This window comes from Streptomyces sp. BI87, assembly GCF_025957665.1.
GTDB classification, from domain to species: domain Bacteria; phylum Actinomycetota; class Actinomycetes; order Streptomycetales; family Streptomycetaceae; genus Streptomyces; species Streptomyces albidoflavus.
Genome location: NZ_CP110079.1, coordinates 1169611 through 1184933 on the forward strand (window position 1 = coordinate 1169611; position 15323 = coordinate 1184933).

Sequence of the window (15323 nt, forward strand, 5' to 3'; positions counted from 1 at the left end):
CTTAGGACGGCGGCCGAACAATGGGCGCCTTGTGAGCAGCGGAACTCCTCCTTAGGGTGACGGCTATGCCTTCCGCGCCCGAGCAGCCCTCGGCGACCTCCTTCCATTCGCCGGGCGAGGTGCTCGCACTGATCAGCTCCGGCGCCGCGCGGACCCGCGCCGACATCGCCCGGCTCACCGGACTGGCCCGCTCCACCGTCTCCTCGCGGGTCGACGCGCTGATCGCGCACGGCTTCGTCGACGAGGCGGCCGAAGGCGGCTCGACGGGCGGCCGGCCGCCCCGGCGGCTCGCCCTGCGCACCGGCGGGCACACCGTCGCCGGGGTCGACCTGGGCGCTTCGCACTGCCGGGTGGTGCTGCGGGACATCGGCGGCGCCGTGCTCGCCGTCCAGGAGGACCCGCTCTCCATCGCGGACGGGCCCGACCCGGTCCTGCGCCACGTCGAGCGGACCCTGCGCGCCCTCACCGAGGAGGCGGGGCGGCCGCCGCGCACCCTGCGCTCGATCGGCGTCGGCGTGCCCGGTCCCGTCGAGTTCTCCACCGGGCGCCCGGTCGACCCGCCGATCATGCCGGGCTGGCACCACTACCCGATCCCCGACTTCTTCGCCGCCCGCCTCGGCGTCCGCGCCCTCGTCGACAACGACGTGAACGTGATGGCCCTGGCCGAACAGCGACAGGCCTTCCCCGACTGCCGCTTCCTGCTGCACATCAAGGTCGGCACCGGCATCGGCTGCGGCATCATCGCCGACGGCCGCCTCCACCGGGGGGCCCAGGGCTCGGCCGGGGACATCGGCCACATCCGCGTCACCGAGCGGGACGAGCCCTGCCGCTGCGGCAACACCGGCTGCCTGGAGGCGGTCGCGGGCGGCTCCGCGCTGGCCGCCGAACTCTCCCGTCTCGGCCGCACCGCCGCCACCGGCAGCGACGTGGTCCGGCTGGCACAGTCCGGCGACCGGGAGGCGGTCCGCCTGGTCCGCGAGGCCGGCCGCGCCGTCGGCGAGGTCCTGGCCGGCCTGGTCAACTTCTTCAACCCCGACACCGTGACCGTCGGCGGAGCCCTGGCCGCAGCCCACGACCCCCTCCTCGCCGGCCTCCGGGAAGTCGTCTACCGCCGCTCCCACCCCCTCGCCACCCGCGTCCTGCGCATCGAACCCAGCCGCACCCAGCAGAACGCCGCCGCCCTCGGCGCCGCCATCCTCGCCACCGAACACGCCCTCTCCCCGGCCCAGGTGGACAGGGCGGTGACCACGGGGCGGGGGTGAGCCCTTTGCAGCCCGGCCTCAGCCCGGCAACCTCAGCCGGGCCGGCGCTCGAGGCCATCGGTGACGGGCACGCCCGTCCCGGCCCGGCGGACCAGACCCCGCCCCGGCCACAGGCCGCCCCCACTCGCGCCCCACCCCGAGTGCCGCGATGCTGGGAGAGGGCGTACGACGAGGCACGCCCCGCCCCGGCACGTCCGACAGGCGGAAGGATTCCTTCATGCCCACCGTCGCCCTGCTCGCCACCGGCGGCACCATCGCCTCCACCGGCGGCCCCGACGGCCGCGTCCCCACCGCCACCGGCCGGGACCTGCTGCGCCAGGCGGGACTGTCCGGCGGCGCGAGGGCCGTACCGGTGCGCGATCTGGAGGTGGGCGGCTCGTTCTCCTGGGACCTGGAGAAGATGCGCCTGGTGGTCGAGGAGATCCGGACCTGCCTGGCGACCCCCGTGCCGGGCACGGACGGCGCCCGCCCGGACGGCCTGGTCGTCACCCACGGCACGGACACCATGGAGGAGACGGTCTTCCTCGCCTCGCTGCTGCTGGACGACCCGCGCCCGGTGGTGCTGACCGGCGCCCAGGAACCGTACGACTCCCGCTCCCCCGACGGCCCGGAGAACCTGCGGGACGCCTTCGCGGTCGCCGCGGACCCGTCGGCGCGCGACCGGGGTCCGCTGCTCTGCTTCGACGGGCTGGTCTTCGCCGCCCGGGGCGTCACCAAGATCGACACGCTCTCGCACCGCGCTTTCGGCGCCCCCGGCCGGGGCCCCGTGCTGCGCGTCCACGACGGCAAGGTGACGGCGCTGGCCCCGCCAGGACCCCCGCGCCCCCTGCCGGGCGTCGACCCGGACACGGGCCTGCCCCGCGTCGACGTGGTCGCCCTCTACCCGGGCGCCGACGAGACCCTGCTGCGGGCCGCCGCCGAGGCGGGCGCGGCGGGCCTGGTGCTGGCCGCGCCCGGCACCGGCAACACCGCGCCCCGGGTCGCCCGCGAGGTGGCCCGGCTGACCGCGGCGGGCGTCCCGGTGCTGGTCTGCTCGCGCGTCCCGTGCGGCCCGGCCGTCCCGCTGTACGGCGGCGGGGGCGGGGTCGACCTGGTGAAGGCCGGTGCCGTCTTCGCGGGCGACCTCAGCCCGTGGCAGGCCCGGCTGCTGCTCTCGGTGGCGCTGGCCGCCAGCAGACTCGGGGCGGCCCGCGCGGTCTCCGGCTGGCTGGAGAGCTGAGCCCGCGCCCACCAACGTCCGGGCCCCGGCCCGGCATCCCACCGATCCCACCCGCTCGGGGCGAGGAGTGTGAGGACCGTGCCCAAGGAGATCTTCATCGGTTTCGGCGTGGACGTCGACGCGGTCGGCGGCTGGCTCGGCAGTTACGGCGGCGAGGACTCGCCCGGCGACGTGTCGCGCGGCATGTTCGCCGGCGAGGTCGGCGTACCCCGGCTCCTGGAGCTGTTCCGGCGCGCCGGCATCCGCCAGTCGTTCTACTGGCCCGGCCACTCCGTGGAGACCTTCCCCGAGCAGTTCGACGCCTGCGTGGCGGCGGGCCACGAGATCGGCGTGCACGGCTACAGCCACGAGAACCCCGTCTCCATGACCCGGCAGCAGGAGGCCGACATCCTCGACTACGCGGTGGAGCTGCTGACCCGCCGCGCGGGCAAGGCCCCCACCGGCTACGTCGCCCCCTGGTGGGAGCTGAGCGAGGCCACCGCCGACCTGCTCCTGGAGCGCGGCCTCACCTACGACCACTCCCTGATGCACCGCGACTTCGAGCCGTACTACGTCCGCTCGGGCGACTCGTGGACCCGCATCGACTACGACCAGCCCGCCTCGGCCTGGATGAAGCCGCTCCAGCGCGGCGAGGAGACCGACCTGGTCGAGATCCCCGCCAACTGGTACCTGGACGATCTCCCCCCGATGATGTGGATCAAGTCGTCCCCGAACAGCCACGGTTACCTCAACCCGCGCGACATCGAGACCCAGTGGCGCGACCAGTTCGACTGGGTCCACCGGGAGATGGAGTACGCCGTCTTCTCGATCACCATCCACCCCGACGTCTCCGGCCGGCCTCAGACCCTGCTGATGCTGGAACGCTTCATCGACCACGTGAACAGCCACGAGGGCGTGAAGTGGGTCCCCTTCGAGGAGATGGCGGCGGACTTCCGGCGCCGGAGCCCGCGCGAGGGGTGAAGCCCCTCGCGGCGGCTCACACGGTCCGGCCGCCGTCGACGACGAGTGCCGTGCCGGTGGTGAAGGCGGCGTCGTCGGAGCAGAGCCAGAGCACCGCCGAGGCGATCTCCTCGGGCCTGCCCAGGCGGCCGGCCGGCTCGTCCGCGATGAGCCCGTCGCGCCCGCCCGGACGGGTCTCGCCGAAGCGGCGGATCATCTCGGTGTCGACGATGCCGGGGCAGACGGCGTTGACCCGGATGCCTTCGGCGGCGTGGTCGAGGGCGGCGGAGCGGGTGAAGCCGATGACGCCGTGGCTGGCCGCCGCGTAGGCGGCCTGGCCGCGGAACCCGCTCGTCGGCGGCATTCCCTTCCTCGGGGCGGGTGAGCGCCCATCGTGCGGACCCGCGCCCCGGCTACCGGGGACCTCGGGCCGCGACGCGCACCGCATCCGCCCGGCGGGCGCCGCCGCGGCCCGTGGACGGGCGGCTACACCCCGGCCGGTACGGGGCTGCGCCCGGGTGCCGGGGCGGTCAGGGAGTCGGCGCCGGCCGGAACGGGCACGGCGGCGAAGATCGCGTCCTGCTCCCGCTGGAGCTGCTGCTTGCGCTCCGGGCCGGTGGAGGGCAGGCGCTGCTCCTCGTAGAGCTTGTGGGTGGTCTCCTGGGCGTTCTTGCTGGCCTCGGTGTGGAACTGGACCTCGAAGAGCTGGCCCGAACGGGGCGCGCGCCAGCCGGTGTTGAGGCCCTTGTAGCCGGAGGTACGGCCCCAGGTGTTGGACCACTTGACGGACTCGTTGCGCCAGCCGGCGAGCGTGTCGGCGACGGTGGCGACGCCGGAGGTGTAGGCGGCGTCGTCCCACTGGAGGGTGTAGCGCACGGCGTCGGTGATGCCGGCCAGGACGGTGTCGACGTTTCGCCCGGGCTGCTCGGCCAGGGCAGTGGCGACCTTCCGCTTCAGCGAGTCGGGAGACTTCAGCCGCTGGTCGAAGCCGACGACTTCGGCCTCCGACATCGCCGCGGCGGCCCGGACCTGCACGCTGATCGAGCGCTCCGCCTCCCGGGCCCGCTCCACATAGGCGTCGACCGTGTTGTTCTCCCCGCTGGTGAGGGTGAGGCCGCCCTCGCCCTTCCAGCCGCCGGGCTCCTCGGCGGCGGCGACGGCTGCGGGGCCGAGCGCCAGGACGGCGGCGAGAGCCCCGCACAGGGCGGTGCGGACCGGGGTGGGCCGGGTGGTGGTGGTCATGCGTCGCGTACCAGCTCTTTCTCACGCGGAACGGGGCCCTGGGCGTACGGGTCGACGCCGGGCGCCATGGAGAACGATCAGGAGCCGGGAGGGATACGCCGCTGCTCAGCCGGCCCGGCACACCTGGTCCGCCCCCTCGGCAGGGACCAGCCGCACCTTGGACGCGGGCACCTTGACGGGCTCCTCCGCCTCGGCGTCCCAGAGCACGGCGTTGCCACCGGCCACGCCGAAGGAGAGGTAGGGGCGTGCGGGGTCGAGGGGTGGGCCCTCGCCGGGTATGCCGGCGGCCGGCACGACGGGTTCGACGCAGGTCCAGTCCGGCTGGACGCCGAAGAAGGGGGGCGGGTCGGTGCCTTGTTCGGCGGCCTCGGTAGTGCGGGTGATGGCGTCTCCCGCCGTGGCCAGCACGAGGATCGCAGTGCCCCCTACCGTGAGAATGGCCATCGGCAATCGCGCCAGGAAACTTATGGCATTGCCCGGTACCGCGTAGAAGTGATGGCGATGTCGGGCCACGCCCCACCAGGCGGGCAGAACGAGCAGAGGGCTCAACAACAGAATCACCTTGACCGCGGCGATTGCCTTCCACATGGGCGACAGATCGATGTCCGCAGGAGTGAGCCCAAAGCCCGCCGCATACAACATGGGTAGCACCCAGCCAGCCGCAACAAGAGCTGACAGGCTGAGGGTCACGACAAGCGGCACCACCCATGTCAGCCACTCGCCTGATCGCCACTGCCGAACCAGCAGCCACAGCCCCGTGCCAGTCAGTACGGCCATGGCCGTCAGAACAACCTGAGTCCCGCTCACAAGACCCAAGCTGACGCTACCCACCGAGGCGAGTCCGGAGATGCCGATAGACAGCCCAGCCACGAGCGCCCCTCGCCAGGAAAGCAGCAAAGTTGCGGCGCGGAAGGTACCAGCAATGCCGGCAACCAACACCGACAGCCAGACCCCCCGGGCGAACCCGCTTTCGGCGAGCACAGATGGCAGGGCACTAGCGGTTATGAGGGTCCACAAAAGGATGACGCCGAGTGACCTTTCCTCGCGTTCCACCGAAAGCCGTCCTTCCGGCCCACTCGATCCGCTCTGCAACCCACGGACCGCAGTCAGCGACGTTTGAGCGCCCTGCCCAGCGCGGGCGAGGCGCAGGGCTTGTTGAGCCTCGGCGTGCACCACAGTGCCCCTGTCCATACGGCCACGAACGATACGAGCCGAGTACAGGCGTCTACTGAACGAAGACGTAGCAGGGCGAGGGCGCGCGCTGGTGTCGACTGCCCGCCAATAAGGGAGCCGCTCCCGATCCCGGTGCAGCACATCCGCCCGCCGCACATACCCCTCCACCCGCGCCGCCCGCAGCGCCTTCGCCACCCGCCGGGCCGCCCCCAGATCGGCCCCCTTGGCGATCCCGGGCAGCCGCACCTCGATCTCGTACACCCGGCTGTCCGGGCGCGCCTCGACGGCGTCCCCGAGCGGTCCCTCCCCGGCGGGGGCCGAGTCGCGCACCGGCCACCCGTGCGCCGCGAACCGCTCCCCGGCCAGCTCCCAGTCCGCCGCCCCGCCCCTGACCTCGACGAACGCCCGGACCCGCTGGTCGTAACGCTGCATCCCCATCCGCTCCCCCGTGCCCGACCTCGTGCCACAACGCTACTCCCCGTCACCGACAACGGCCGCCCTGTCACCCCGGCCGGGTACCTTCGCCCCCATGTACACGACCCACGTCACGCACCGCGTCCACGCCCCGCGCGCCACCGTCTACCGCGCCCTGCTCGACCCGGAGGCGGTCGCCCGCTGGCGCGCCCCGGACGGGATGACCGCCGAGGTGCACTCCTTCGAGCCGCGGGAGGGCGGGACGTTCCGGATCTCGCTCACCTACGAGGACCCGGCGTACGCGGGCAAGTCCGGCGAGGCCACCGACACGTACCACGGGCACTTCGCCGAACTGGTCCTGGGCGAGCGGGTGGTGGAGGTGCTGGCCTTCGAGACCGACTCCCCCGGTCTGGACGCGCCGATGAGGCTCACCACCGTCCTCACCGACGCGCCCGGCGCCGCCACCGACGTCCACGTCACCCACGAGAACGTCCCGGACTCGGTCCCGCCCGCCGACAACGAGACGGGCACCCGCATGTCCCTCGCCAACCTGGCCCGCGTAGTCGAGGGCGGGGCCTGACCTGTCACTCGTTCGGCCCCGACAGGCGAGCGGGCCCGATCTGCGTCACGGTGGAGGGGTGGCGTCAGCCCGGCCCGGGGCGGCCACCGCGAGCCGCGCCTGCCAAGCCGCGCGGCCCCCGGGCCCAGCCCCGAGACGAAGAAGCGGTGAATCCGAATGAAGGCACTGGTCTACCAGGGCCCCCGCGAGGTCACGGTCGAAGAGGTCCCGGACGCGCGGATCGAACGCCCCACGGACGTCCTGGTGCGGGTCACGTCCACCAACATCTGCGGCTCGGACCTCCACATGTACGAGGGCCGCACCACCCTGGAGACGGGCCGCGTCCTCGGCCACGAGAACCTCGGCGTGGTCGTCGAGGTCGGCTCGGGCGTGGACCGCGTCAAGACCGGGGACCGCGTCTGCCTCCCCTTCAACGTGGCCTGCGGCTTCTGCGAGAACTGCGAGGCCGAACGGACCGGTTTCTGCCTCACGGTCGACTCCGACACCCCGGGCGGCGCCTACGGCTTCGCCGAGATGGGCACGTACGCCGGCGGGCAGGCCGAGTTCCTGCGGGTGCCGTGGGGCGACTTCAACTGCCTGGTCCTGCCCGAGGACGCGCAGGAGAAGGAGAACGACTACGTGATGCTGTCGGACATCTTCCCGACCGGCTATCACGCCACGGAACTCGCCGGCGTCTCCCCGGGCGAGTCCGTCGTCGTCTACGGCGCGGGCCCGGTCGGCCTGATGGCCGCCTACTCGGCGGCGCTGCGCGGCGCCAGCCAGGTCCTGGTCGTGGACCACCACCCGGACCGCCTCGCCCTCGCCGAGAAGGCCGGGGCGATCCCCGTCGACGACACCGAGGGCGACCACGTCGAGCAGATCCTGGAGCGGACCGGCGGCGGCGCCGACAAGGGGTGCGAGTGCGTCGGCTACCAGGCGCACGACGCCGACGGCCACGAGAAGCCCGAGTCGACCATGAACGACCTGGTCGCCTCGGTGCGCGCGACCGGCGCCATCGGCGTGGTCGGGGTCTTCCTGCCGCAGGACGACGGGGCGCCGACCGAGCTGACCCGCGAAGGCAAACTCCCCTTCGACTTCGGCGACTTCTGGTTCAAGGGGCAGCGGATCGGCACCGGCCAGGCCAACGTCAAGACGTACAACCGCCAGTTGCGGGACCTCATCCACCACGACAAGGCCAAGCCGTCGTTCATCGTCTCGCACGAACTGCCGCTGGACGACGCCCCCGAGGCGTACCGGAACTTCGACGACCGGCTCTCCGGCTGGACCAAGGTCATCCTCAAGCCCTGACCCAGCCCTCTCCCAGCGCTGTCCCAGGAGGCAACCGATGCACGACAAGTCGAGTGACCCCCACCCGTCCCGCGAGGAGCTCCCCCTCCCCGACTACGACCACCTGCCGGTCGCCGGTCTGGAGCACCGCATGCGGTCGCTGCCGGCGGACGACCTGCGGACGGTCCGGGCGTACGAGCAGGAGCACGCGGACCGGCCGCAGGTCAAGCAGATGATCGACCACCGGCTCGACCAGCTGGAGCACGGCTCGACGCCCTCGGGCGGCGACCCGGCGGCGCACGGTGCCGAGCAGTCCCGGCCGACCCGGGGCCGTTCCTCGGTCTCCCCGCAGACGGCGGCGCTGCCGCCCGACCCGCTGCCGCACGGCACCTACGACCGCTCGCATCCGACCCAGCCCAACAACCCCCGCTCGCGCCACCGCTGACGGCGGCGGGAGTCAGGCCGGGGCCGCCACCCGTGGTGGCCCCGGCTTCGCCGCGAAGACCCAGCGGTTGGCGGCGAGCGCGTCGTCCGCCTCGGGGCGCGGGCCGCGCCCGTGGAGCGCGGAGAAGTCGAAGGGCGTGCGGGTGGTGGTGGCCCAGCCGAGGGAGGCGAGGGCGGCGGCGGAGTCGGGGCGGGGTCCGGGGTCGAAGAGGCGGAGCAGGTCGACGCCGATGCGTTCCCGGGCGGCGGTGTAGACGGGGTTGTCGCGGACCTTCTGCGGCTCGCGGATCACCTTGGCCTCGAAGGCGAGGGCGCCGGACGCCTCGGTGAGCCGGTCGGCCGTGGTGAGGAGCCGGCGTTCGGCGGCGCTCGGGAGGTAGAGGAACAGCCCCTCGGCGAGCCAGACGGTGGACAGGGCCGGGTCGAAACCGGCTGCCACCAGCGGGCCCGCCCACTCCTCGCAGAGGTCCGCCGCGAGCGGTACCCGTTTCGCCCGGGCCACCGCTCCCGCCCGCTCCAGCACCCCCTCCTTGAACTCCAGGACCTCCGGCGTGTCGATCTCGAACACCACGTGGCCCTCGGGCCACTCCAGCCGGTACGCGCGGCTGTCGAGCCCGGCGCCGAGCAGCACCGTCTGCCGGGCCCCGGCGAGGGCGGACCGGGTCAGGAAGTCGTCGAGGACCCGGGTGCGCAGCCCGAAGTAGCGGCCGAGCCGCCCCCAGAGCGGGTCGGCCTCGCCGCCGGGGACCTCCTCGGGACGGAGCGGCCAGCTCTCGGCGGCGGGGGCGGCGCGGACGAAGTGCTCGGCGTACGGGTCGTGGGCGAGCGCGTCGGGGCGGTGGGTCTCGATCGCCCGGGCCGCCGCCACCATCAGGGCGGTCCGCCCGACGCCGTCCCTCACCCCGGGAACGGCTGTTGCTCCGGGGCGAGGGCGGGGTGACTCCACAGCCCGGGGTCGGTGCGGGGCAGCAGCCGCGCCCCGTAGACGCGTTCCATGAAGCCGAAGAGGTCGGGTGCGGACACGTGGAGGGTGGTGGTGCAGTCGGCGGCGACGGTGACGTGGAGGCCCTTCTGGAAGGCGGTGCGGGCGGTGGAGTCGACGCAGACGTCGGCGTAGACCCCGGCGAGGACCAGGTGGGCGGTGGCGCGGGCGCGCAGGTGGTCCTCGAAGCCCTCGCTGAGGAAGGCGTCGAAGCAGGCGTATTTGGTGAAGACGCGTTCGCCGGGGCCCGGCGCCACCCGGTGGAAGGCGGCGCCCGGGGAACCCTCCAGGCACTTGGGGGGTTTGCCGCGGGCGAGGTCGCGGTGGCGCCAGCTCGCGCCCTGCCGGTCCTCGTCGCCGACGAAGCGGACGAAGACCACCTCGACGCCGGCGGGCCGTGCCCGGTCGACGGCGTCGGCGGTGCGGACCGCGACGCCCTCCAGGAGTGCCGGGTCGAGGCCGTGGCGGGCCGCGGCCTCGGGCGAGCAGAAGTCCCGCTGGAGGTCGACGACGGCCAGCACCGTGCGAGCGGCGCTCACGCGCCCTCGCCCAGCAGCGCCGCGGCCACGGTGCCGGGCTCCCGGGCGCCCGGCACGACGGGTTCGCCGAGTTCCGCGAGGAGGGCGTCGACCACGGCGGCCGTACCGTAGTTGCCACCGAGGTCGGCGGTGGCGACGCCCCGGTCCAGGACCCGGGCGAGGGCGCGTTCGACCTCCCGCACCGCCCCGGGGCACCCGGCGTGGTGCTCGGCGACGGCCGCGGCGGCGCGGACCGTGGCGACCGGGTTGACCAGGTCGCGCCCGGCGAGGTCGTCGGCGGAGCCGTGCACGGTCTGGTACTCGGTCAGGCCGCGCACGTCGGGGTGGAGGTAGACGTTCTCCGTGCAGCGGTTCTCCTGCCGCTCACCGCCGAAACGATCCAGCAGGACGACGTGCATGATGTCGGCCCACTCGTTGCCCGCGATCAGCACGGTGCGGTCGGCGAGGCCGTGGGTGATGAGGTTCCGGTTGACGGTGTCGGGCTGGAAGAGCTGGATCTCCACCCCGAGCCGGGCCGACAGCTCCTCGGCCCACGCACCGAGCACCCCGTCCAGCAGATGGAACTTGTACGCCATGACGACCGGCCCCGTCCGCCCGTCGGGCCACCGGCGCCGGGCGCGCTCCAGGGCGTAGGAGACGACCTCGGCGGTGGTCTCCCGGCTGAACTCCATGGTGCGGGTGACGGTGCCGGGGGTGTGCCGGTTGGTACCGGTGTAGAAGCCCTGCGCCTCGTCCCTGACCAGCAGCGCCTCGCCGTCGTCGGCGGTGAAGGCGTCGACCTTCACCGCCTTGAGGCGCTGCCGGACGAGGTAGAGGGACTGGGCGTTGACCGCCGTGCGGAAGACGGCACCGGCGCCGCGCGCCGCCAGGGAGCGGCAGAACTGCTCGTAGTGGTCGGTGTCCTCGCGGGTGAGCGCGGCGACCTGCTCCCCCGCGCCCTCGCCGCGCAGCGAGTGGTACGAGTGGTACCGGCGCGGGGAGCGGATCAGCGTGACGCCCCCGGGGTGGTCCCGGGTGAGCACGCCCAGGACGCGGGTGAAGACCTCGGCGAGTTCGGCTCCGGTGCCGTGGCCGACGGCGAGTCCGACGACGGGTGGCATGGCGGTGTCCCCTTCCCTCTGCTGTGGCGGCCGGTCAGACGGCCGCGGTGTCGACCAGCTGGTCGCCGGGGATGCCCGCCTTGTCCGGCGCGTAGTAGTCCTTGATCCCCTCGACCCAGGTGGCGACGGCGATCCGGTCCTCGGGCGTGGGGCCGAAGGCGTCGAAGAGCGCGTCGATGTTGGCGCGGCCGAAGCCGATCGCGGTCATCAGGGCGACGAAGGCGGGGCGGGAGACCTGGCCCTCGCCCGCCGGGTCGCCGAGCGCGGCCAGGGCGCGGGCGAAGGCGTCGACGGTGGCGTCGAACCGCTCCGGGGAGAGCACGCAGGCGGTGTACTCCTCGAAGGTGATCCGGCCGTCGCCGTCGGCGTCGAGTTCGGCGGCGAGCGTGGTCCAGTACCGCAGGAAGGCGTCGCGCATCGCGCCGTGCGCCGCCTCGTCGGAGTCGGGGGCTGCCGCGACGACGCGGCCCGCCATGAGGTCGAAGTCCCTGGCCTCCAGCACGCCGTTGCCGTCGGCGTCGAGCAGGGAGAAGACGAGCTGGACCCGGTGGGTCGCCTCGATGCGCATGGCCGTCACCTTTCGTCGCGGCCGCCCGGGGCGGGCGGCCTCGCCACTATCCGGCGGCGCGCCGCACTCGCGGGGTGCTGCGCCGGAGTCTTCACCTGATGAGGGGAAAGCTCGCCACAACACGGGCGGCGGCGGCCCCGGATGTGCAGGCCCGCCCCGCCCGTCCTTCCCGGGGTCCCGCCACGGGGGAAGCTGACTTCCTAAGGTGCCGCTGTGACCAACGATCAGCGGGACCCGGCGGACCGTCCCCGTTCCTGGCCGTACGCGGCCGCCGCGTACGTCTTCGCCGTCGTCATGGTGGGGACGACGCTGCCGACGCCGCTCTACGGGCTGTACCAGGAGGAGATCGGTTTCTCCTCGCTGATGGTGACGGTGATCTTCGCGGTGTACGCCGCCGGGGTGATCGCGGTGCTGATGGTGGCCGGTGGGGTCTCGGACGTGCTGGGGCGGCGGCCGGTGCTGCTGGCGGGGCTCGGGTGCGCGGCCGCCAGCGCGCTCTGCTTCCTCTTCGAGGGCGGGCTGCCGCTGCTCTTCGCCGGACGGGTGCTCTCCGGGTTCTCCGCCGGGCTCTTCACCGGTACGGCGACGGTGGCGGTGATGGAACTGGCACCCCGCCACCGCCGGGGCCGCGCCTCGTTCGCGGCCACCGCCGCCAACATGCTGGGACTCGGCTGCGGACCACTGCTCGCCGGGCTCCTCGCCCAGTACGCGCCCTGGCCGCTGCGGCTGCCGTACCTGGTCCACCTGGGGCTGGCGGCGGTGGCCACCTGCCTCACCCTGGTGCTGCCGGAGACCGTGCGGCACGCCGGGCCCCGTCCGGCGCTGCGGCCCCGGCGGCCCTCGGTGCCCGCCGAGACGCGGTCGGTTTTCATCCCGGCGGCGCTGGCGGCCTTCGCCGGGTTCGCCATGTTCGGGCTCTTCACCTCGGTCGCGCCGAGCTTCATGGCCCAGACGCTCGGCGTGCACAACCTGGCCGTCTCCGGCCTCGTCGTCTTCCTGACGTTCGCCGCCTCCACGGTGGGGCAGGCGTCCCTGGGCGGCGTCCCGGCCGAACGGGCGCTGCCGCTGGGGTGCTTCGTGCTGGTGGCGGGGCTGGCCGCGATCGGCGGCTCGCTGCTCGCCACCTCGCTGGCGCTGCTGGTGGCGGGCGCGGTGGTGGCCGGGGTGGGCCAGGGGCTGCTGTTCCGCGCGGGGCTCAGCGCGGTCAGTGCCCGGGCCCCGGCCGACCGGCGCGGGGAGACCACCTCGGCCTTCTTCGTCGTCGCCTACCTCGGGATCTCGCTGCCCGTGGTCGGCGTGGGCGCGCTCTCGCTCGCCCTCGGACTGCGGGACGCGGGGCTGGTCTTCAGCGCCTGCGCGATGGTCCTGGCCGGCTCCATCGGGATCTGGCTGCTGCGCGCCGTGCCCCGCCGCCCGCGCCCCGGCGCCTGACCGCGCGCGCCCGGCTTCCCGTACGACCGGCCCGGACCGGGCCACAGCCACGTAAGGAGACGCACGATGAAGACCAGCAGGACCGTGACCCTTCCCTCCGGGGCGGTGGTACCCGCGCTCGGACAGGGCACCTGGCACATGGGCGACGACCCGGACCGCCGCGCCGAGGAGATCGACGCGCTGCGACACGGGATCGACCTGGGGCTGACGCTGATCGACACCGCCGAGATGTACGGCAGCGGGCGCGCCGAGGAGCTGGTCGGGGAGGCCGTGCGGGGGCGGCGGGACGACGTGTTCCTGGTCAGCAAGGTGCTGCCGTCCCACGCCGACGCCCGCGGCACCGTCGATGCCTGCCAGGCGAGCCTGAGGCGGCTGGGCACCGACCGGCTCGATCTCTACCTGCTGCACTGGCGCGGTCCCGTCCCGCTGGAGGAGACCGTCGAGGCACTGGAGGGACTGGTCGCCCAGGGCACGATCGGCGCGTGGGGCGTGAGCAACCTGGACGTCGACGACCTCGCCGAGCTCCCGGCCGCGGCCCACCCCGACACCGACCAGATCCTCTACAACCTGACCCGGCGCGGCCCCGAGTACGACCTGATCCCCCGCTGCCGCGAACTGGCGGTGCCGGTCATGGCGTACTCGCCGGTGGAGCAGGGGCGGCTGCTCGGCCATGCGGCGCTCCGCGAGGTGGCCGAGGCGCACGGGGCGACGCCGGCGCAGGTCGCGCTGGCCTGGGTGCTGCGTCACCAGGAGGTGATCGCCATCCCGAAGGCGGGCTCGCGTGCCCACGTCGAGGAGAACGCGGCGGCCCGCTCCCTCCACCTGACCACCGACGACCTGGCCGCGCTGGACCGGGCCTTCCCGCCGCCGGAGCGGAAGGTGCCGCTGGAGGTGTTGTGAGGGCGCGGGCCGCGCGTGGCTCACTCCTCGGCCGGGTCCTCGCACGCCGGGTCGGTCGGGGACGGAGACGGGCTCGGGTCGGCGCTCTCGTCCGGGTCGGGGGTGGGGCTCGGGCTCTCGCACTCCTCGGGGGGTGTGGGCGTACCGGGGTCGGTCGGGGTGCCCGGGTCCGAGGGGCCGGGGGAGGGGTCCGGGGACCCGGTCGGGGGCGCGGAGGGGCCGGGCGAGGGGTCCGGGCTGGTGGGCGGGTTCGGGGAGGGGGACGGCTTGCCGGGCTTGGTCGGGTCGGGCTTGGGCTTGCCGGGCTTGTCGTCGCCCGGGTCGGGGCCGACGATGATGCCGCCGTCCCCGTCGTCGCCGTCGCCGACGGGGCGGGTGGCGGGGGTCTTGCCGCCGGGGCCAGGGCTGGTGGGGACGACTCCCTCGCCGTCCGGGACGGTGTGCACGCCGCCCCGGTAGAACTCCATCCAGTGGCGGACCAGCCGCAGGTAGTCGCGCGAGTAGTTGTAGCTGAGGATGGCGCGGTCCAGGTCGGCCGGGCGGCCGAGGTCGCGGGTGCCGGCGCAGAGGTAGTGACCGGCGGCGAGGGCGGCGTCGTGGATGTTGTTGGGGTCGCTGCGGCCGTCGCCGTTGCCGTCGGCGCCCCAGCGGGCCCAGGTGGAGGGCAGGAACTGCATCGGCCCGACCGCCCGGTCGTAGACGGTGTCCCCGTCGTGGGCGCCGCCGTCGGTGTCGCGGATCAGGGCGAAGCCGTTGCCGTCGAGCGGCGGGCCGGTGATGCGGCCCCGGGTGGTGCCGTCGGCCCCCACCGCGCCGCCCCGGGCGTGCCCGGACTCCACCTTGCCGATGGCGGCGAGGAGTTCCCAGCTCAGCCGGCATCCGGGGTCGCTGCCGGCCACCCGGCGCTCGGCGTTCCGGTAGGCCCGCAGCACGGTCGCGGGGATGCCGGACTGGGCGCGGATCAGCGTCGCGGGCGGGGTCCCGCCCGAGGAGCCCTTGCCCGCCTTGGCGCCCTTCAGCGGCGGCAGTTCGGTGTGGTACGCGTCGTCGCCGGGCGGGTCGGCGGGCGGCGGGGCGCTGTAGGCGGCGCGTTCCTCGTCGGCGAGGGTGTCCCCGACCGCCTCGGGGAGGAGACCGGGAGCCTGGGAGGCGGTGAGCAGGGCCATGGCGGCGACGGCGACGGCGCTGGCGCGCAGCCCCTTGCGGGTGCGCGTGGGCAGGCGTCGTGCACGGGGTGCGGGCATCGCTCTCACTCCTGTCGGTG

16 protein-coding genes are annotated in these 15323 nt (G+C 74.2%); 8 read left to right on the forward strand and 8 right to left on the reverse strand.

Annotated features, from left to right (window positions below; genetic code table 11):
• The first annotated feature begins 65 nt into the window (after positions 1-65).
• The 3 genes from OIM89_RS04990 (at position 66) to OIM89_RS05000 (ending at position 3441) form a co-directional block, all read left to right on the forward strand.
• Positions 66-1262, forward strand: coding sequence for an ROK family transcriptional regulator (locus tag OIM89_RS04990; RefSeq protein ID WP_030698354.1), 1197 nt, complete (start codon positions 66-68; stop codon positions 1260-1262).
• A 217-nt stretch (positions 1263-1479) separates the two neighbouring features.
• Positions 1480-2481, forward strand: a complete 1002-nt coding sequence (locus OIM89_RS04995) for an asparaginase (RefSeq protein WP_264491026.1) — start codon at positions 1480-1482, stop codon at positions 2479-2481.
• A 78-nt stretch (positions 2482-2559) separates the two neighbouring features.
• Positions 2560-3441 carry a polysaccharide deacetylase family protein gene (locus tag OIM89_RS05000; protein ID WP_030698352.1) on the forward strand — a complete coding sequence of 294 codons (882 nt, stop codon included), beginning with the start codon at positions 2560-2562 and terminating at the stop codon, positions 3439-3441.
• A gap of 16 nt (positions 3442-3457) precedes the next feature.
• On the opposite strand, the gene OIM89_RS05005 is transcribed toward OIM89_RS05000, so the two are convergent.
• The 3 genes from OIM89_RS05005 to OIM89_RS05015 all read right to left on the reverse strand — a co-directional run bounded on the left by OIM89_RS05005 (position 3458) and on the right by OIM89_RS05015 (position 6267).
• Positions 3458-3784: an SDR family oxidoreductase gene (locus OIM89_RS05005; RefSeq protein ID WP_229359974.1), complete on the reverse strand. Its 327-nt coding sequence runs from the start codon at positions 3782-3784 to the stop codon at positions 3458-3460.
• Between the two features lie 122 nt (positions 3785-3906).
• Positions 3907-4662, reverse strand: a complete 756-nt coding sequence (locus tag OIM89_RS05010; RefSeq protein ID WP_047469355.1) for an ATP nucleotide 3'-pyrophosphokinase — start codon at positions 4660-4662, stop codon at positions 3907-3909.
• Between the two features lie 105 nt (positions 4663-4767).
• Positions 4768-6267, reverse strand: a complete 1500-nt coding sequence (locus OIM89_RS05015; RefSeq protein ID WP_226964548.1) for a hypothetical protein — start codon at positions 6265-6267, stop codon at positions 4768-4770.
• A gap of 97 nt (positions 6268-6364) precedes the next feature.
• Between OIM89_RS05015 and OIM89_RS05020 the strand changes: the two genes are divergently transcribed.
• The 3 genes from OIM89_RS05020 (at position 6365) to OIM89_RS05030 (ending at position 8540) form a co-directional block, all read left to right on the forward strand.
• Entirely contained in the window at positions 6365-6829 is a 465-nt protein-coding gene (locus tag OIM89_RS05020; protein ID WP_217466052.1) for an SRPBCC domain-containing protein, read from the forward strand.
• 156 nt (positions 6830-6985) lie between these two features.
• The gene (locus tag OIM89_RS05025; RefSeq protein WP_047469352.1) at positions 6986-8116 is read left to right on the forward strand and encodes a glutathione-independent formaldehyde dehydrogenase; all 1131 of its coding nucleotides are present in this window, start codon (positions 6986-6988) and stop codon (positions 8114-8116) included.
• A gap of 37 nt (positions 8117-8153) precedes the next feature.
• On the forward strand, positions 8154-8540 hold the full coding sequence (locus OIM89_RS05030) for a hypothetical protein (protein WP_030698346.1): 387 nt from the start codon (positions 8154-8156) through the stop codon (positions 8538-8540).
• A gap of 12 nt (positions 8541-8552) precedes the next feature.
• On the opposite strand, the gene OIM89_RS05035 is transcribed toward OIM89_RS05030, so the two are convergent.
• From OIM89_RS05035 to OIM89_RS05050, 4 genes are read right to left on the reverse strand one after another with little or no spacing between them, the layout of a single operon-like run.
• Positions 8553-9410 (reverse strand): SAM-dependent methyltransferase, encoded by an 858-nt coding sequence (locus OIM89_RS05035; protein WP_195731431.1) that lies wholly within the window; start codon positions 9408-9410, stop codon positions 8553-8555.
• Positions 9411-9436: 26 nt separating this feature from the next.
• Positions 9437-10060, reverse strand: coding sequence for a cysteine hydrolase family protein (locus OIM89_RS05040; protein WP_195730228.1), 624 nt, complete (start codon positions 10058-10060; stop codon positions 9437-9439).
• Complete coding sequence (locus tag OIM89_RS05045) at positions 10057-11160, reverse strand: isocitrate/isopropylmalate family dehydrogenase (RefSeq protein WP_030698343.1); 1104 nt, start codon at positions 11158-11160, stop codon at positions 10057-10059. Before OIM89_RS05045 ends, OIM89_RS05040 begins: the two co-directional genes overlap by 4 nt.
• Before the next feature lie 34 nt (positions 11161-11194).
• The gene (locus OIM89_RS05050) at positions 11195-11728 is read right to left on the reverse strand and encodes an EF-hand domain-containing protein (protein ID WP_030698342.1); all 534 of its coding nucleotides are present in this window, start codon (positions 11726-11728) and stop codon (positions 11195-11197) included.
• 213 nt (positions 11729-11941) lie between these two features.
• On the opposite strand from OIM89_RS05050, the gene OIM89_RS05055 reads away from it, so the two are divergent.
• Both OIM89_RS05055 and OIM89_RS05060 read left to right on the forward strand, forming a co-directional pair.
• Positions 11942-13159, forward strand: coding sequence for an MFS transporter (locus OIM89_RS05055; RefSeq protein ID WP_247860065.1), 1218 nt, complete (start codon positions 11942-11944; stop codon positions 13157-13159).
• Positions 13160-13225: 66 nt separating this feature from the next.
• On the forward strand, positions 13226-14059 hold the full coding sequence (locus tag OIM89_RS05060) for an aldo/keto reductase (protein ID WP_030698340.1): 834 nt from the start codon (positions 13226-13228) through the stop codon (positions 14057-14059).
• A 20-nt stretch (positions 14060-14079) separates the two neighbouring features.
• Here OIM89_RS05060 and OIM89_RS05065 read toward each other — a convergent pair whose 3' ends face one another.
• Positions 14080-15303, reverse strand: a complete 1224-nt coding sequence (locus tag OIM89_RS05065) for a lytic transglycosylase domain-containing protein (protein WP_264491028.1) — start codon at positions 15301-15303, stop codon at positions 14080-14082.
• Positions 15304-15323 lie beyond the last annotated feature (20 nt).